Source organism: Streptomyces sp. CNT372, assembly GCF_000377145.1.
Window position 1 is genome coordinate 1 of sequence record NZ_KB897806.1, and the last position, 3,131, is coordinate 3,131.

Consider the following 3,131-nt stretch of genomic DNA (forward strand, 5'->3'; position numbering starts at 1 on the left):
CCGCGCGGTATCGCCCCGGGGATGCTCCTCGCTGACTATCGGATCGAGGAGGACCGGGCGCTCCTGCGGATTGTCGCGGAGGACTCCCGGATGATCAGCCTGCCCCGGGTCCGCCTCGCCCGCGCCCTGGGCGTCACGGACCCCGAGCTGGTCATGGTCGAGACCGACGGCATGGCGAGCGGGGTCGTCTCCGTGTACCGGGAACACCCGCTGATCAGCATCCGGGAGGCCACCGTCGAGGACCTGACGATGCGCCCGGACGGCACGATCGCGCTCGGTCTGTGCCATGACGGCCGCGTCGCCCGCATCCCGCTGTACGACCCGGAGCTGGGCGCGATCACCGACCTGGTGGTCGGCGCGCCCGGGTCGGGCAAGTCGGTCACGCTGAACACGATCCTGGCGGGCGAGCGGATCAGCGGCGTCGTCTCGATCGTGGCCGACGCGCAGAACGGCATGTCGCTGCCGGAGGCCAACGGCCGCGTCTTCCACTTCGGTGCCGGCATCGCCGCGCTCGGTGCGACGCTCGCCGCCTCGTGCGCCGTCGCTGACTACCGCGAGGAGGTCAGTTCCGCGAACGGCTGGGGCGCCTTCGCCCTCGGGGACCCCTGGGCGCTGGTGAACGTCAGCCTGGACGAGATCAACCGCGTCCTCGGGGCGGAGGTCGACGTCCCCCAGGAGTACCGGAAGTGGATCACCGGCATGATCGGCCGCTTCCAGCTCACCGGCCGCAAGCTCGGCATGGGCCTGCGGTTCGCCGGTCAGTCCATCCACGTCGCCGACCTCGGGGACGCCGAGAAAATCAGGGCGAACGCGAAGAACGGCACGGTCTGGTTGGGAAGGGTCAACTCCTCGACCACCAAGTCCATGGCGTCCGACATGGTCACCGACGGCACCGAGGTCACGCCGATCCCGAAGCACTTCGGATCGGTGGCCGCCGACGTCGAAGCCGCGTGGACCGGCGAGGAGGTCCCGCGCGGCCCGGTGACCGCCGGGCGCGCCTGGCTCATCCAGGGCGGCCGGTGCAGCAGCACCCGCGTCTTCAAGGCCGTGAAGGAGAACCGCACCTTCCCCGGCCTCATCGCCCTGTACGAGTCGGCGCCCATCCCGCAGCTCACCCCGGAGGAGAACGTCGTCTTCCAGCGGGCCTACGCGACCGCCCTGGACGCTGCGGAGCGGTTCCTCGCCGGAGAGGACGCCGACACCGCCGACGGGGGCGAGACGGGCGCACAGCGGCCCGCAGCGCCCGCCGCCGGTCCGGTCCCGCCCTCGGTCCCGCGCACCCTGCGGGACCGCATCCTGGACGCCCTCGCCGACGGGCCGCGCCGCACCCGGGAGATCCGGGCGGCGGTCGGCGTCGGCACCCCGGACGGGCCCGCCTCCGGCACGGTCGACAACACGCTGGGCAAGCTCCGCGACGAGGGCTTGACGTTCCAGCCGACGCGCGGCACCTGGTCCCTCACGACCGGCTGAAACGGCCGATAACCGCCCTCCCGGTGCACTCCGCCCGCCAGACTGGACGGATCACCAGGAGGGAGCCCGATGCACTTCGAGTTCATCTGCTGGCGGTGCGGGGCGGAATGCCTCGTCTGGGGAAAGCCGGTCGGCTTCTGGACCGAGCGGTACCGGCTCGACTCCGAATGGTCGTGCTGGTGCTGCGGAGCCATCAACAGCACCCCCGAGGACTGACCCCACCCGCCAGCAACACCGACGGCCCGGACCCATCACGGTCCGGGCCGTCGCCGTACCCGCCCCCTCCTGGAGGACCCCGACATGCACGAGCCGACCACCGCCGAGCAGCTGCACCACACCACCCCGGCCCCGGCCGTCTACCGCCCCCAGCACCTCACCCCCGCCCCGTACGGCCACCAGCTGCAGCACGCGTTCCCCGTGCCGGCCACCGACCCGCGCCGCGCACTCGTCCAGGTCGAGGAGACCGGCCAGTGGGTGCTCGCCCACGTGCCGGCAGCGCCCCCGGTCATCGTCCAGGCCGCGCCCGACGCCCCCGCCCGCCGTCCCCTGTCGGCCCTGGAGCGCGGCGCGATCGTCGTCGTCTCCTCGGTCTGCGCCCTCACCCTCACCGGAGCTGGAGCCCTCGCCATGGTCGGAGCAGCCACCCTCGCCGCCGCCGCGGACCTCGCGATCGGCGGTGCCGTCCTCCTCGGGACCACGCTCGCCGGTCTCCTCGGGCTCCGCGCCTTCGGCGTCGGCGGACGCACGACGTCCCCCTCCGCCCCGGCCGCTGCTCCCCCGGCGCCCGTCACGGTCAACGTCACCGGCACCGGCGGGCAGGGCGGCCGGTGGGGCTCCCGAGGAGGCACCGGCGTCCGCATCGACCACCTGAACATCAACGGGAGCTGACCACGGTGCCGATCATCCACGCCCTCACCTGTACCGGGACGGGCTGCCTGGCCATGCACCTCGGGCGTCCGGGCGGCACCCCGGGCGACGTCGTCACGGCCGCCGCCGCCCACGGCTGGGACGCCGACCGGTGCCCGTCCTGCGCGCGGGGCGGGCTGCCCGTGCTGGAGCTCGGAGACTGCCCGGCCTGCGCCGGCACGACGTACGCCGCGCAGCTCCACGACCGGTGCCACTACTGCGGGCACGCCACCCCCTACCCCGATGACGACGACGTCCAGGAGGACGACGTCGAACCCGACGACCAGGAGCAGCAGCGATGACGACGACGTCCCTCACGATCACCTCGTTCGGGTACGGCCACCAGCCCCACGGCCAGGCCCCGGACGCACACCTGACGCTCGACCTCCGGCACCACTTCCGCGACCCGCACGTCAACCCCGGGCTGCGGGAGATGACCGGCCGGGACCAAGCGGTGATCACGGCCGTCCTCAGCACCCCCGGTATCCCCGGGCTGATCGCCGCGACCGCGACGGCCGCCCGCGCGTTCCTCGCCGGGCCGTCCGCCGGGCCGCTGAACATCGCGGTCGGCTGCGTCGGCGGACGGCATCGCTCGTACGTCGTCGCCTCCACCCTCGGGGCCGCACTGGGGGACCTCGCCCCCGACGTCGTCCACCTCCACGTCGACCGCCCCGTCCTGCGCCGCCCCCGCTGACCCCCCGCTCACCCTCCTGGCCCGGCACACGGTGTGCCGGGCCTCTCCATGTCCAGGAAGG

General features: G+C 73.7%; 5 protein-coding genes. All 5 read left to right on the plus strand.

The genetic code is table 11. From position 1 onward, the window contains the following. On the plus strand, window positions 1–1,470 hold a 1,470-nt coding region (locus C593_RS0128340), incomplete at its 5' end, for an amino acid kinase family protein (RefSeq protein WP_018850698.1). A gap of 69 nt (window positions 1,471–1,539) precedes the next feature. Beyond that, window positions 1,540–1,686, plus strand: coding sequence for a hypothetical protein (locus C593_RS33190; RefSeq protein WP_018850699.1), 147 nt, complete (start codon window positions 1,540–1,542; stop codon window positions 1,684–1,686). 84 nt (window positions 1,687–1,770) lie between these two features. Beyond that, the gene (locus C593_RS0128350; protein ID WP_018850700.1) at window positions 1,771–2,358 is read left to right on the plus strand and encodes a hypothetical protein; all 588 of its coding nucleotides are present in this window, start codon (window positions 1,771–1,773) and stop codon (window positions 2,356–2,358) included. A gap of 5 nt (window positions 2,359–2,363) precedes the next feature. Beyond that, a complete protein-coding gene (locus C593_RS0128355) occupies window positions 2,364–2,678 on the plus strand; it encodes a hypothetical protein (RefSeq protein ID WP_018850701.1) in 315 nt (104 codons plus the stop codon). Next, window positions 2,675–3,070 (plus strand): RapZ C-terminal domain-containing protein, encoded by a 396-nt coding sequence (locus tag C593_RS0128360; RefSeq protein WP_018850702.1) that lies wholly within the window; start codon window positions 2,675–2,677, stop codon window positions 3,068–3,070. Before C593_RS0128355 ends, C593_RS0128360 begins: the two co-directional genes overlap by 4 nt. Window positions 3,071–3,131: the final 61 nt, after the last annotated feature.

Coding starts and splice junctions, on each gene's coding strand:
- C593_RS33190 (WP_018850699.1), top strand. CDS start 1,540: ATGCACTTCGAGTTCATCTGCTGGCGGTGCGGGGCGGAATGCCTCGTC.
- C593_RS0128350 (WP_018850700.1), top strand. CDS start 1,771: ATGCACGAGCCGACCACCGCCGAGCAGCTGCACCACACCACCCCGGCC.
- C593_RS0128360 (WP_018850702.1), top strand. CDS start 2,675: ATGACGACGACGTCCCTCACGATCACCTCGTTCGGGTACGGCCACCAG.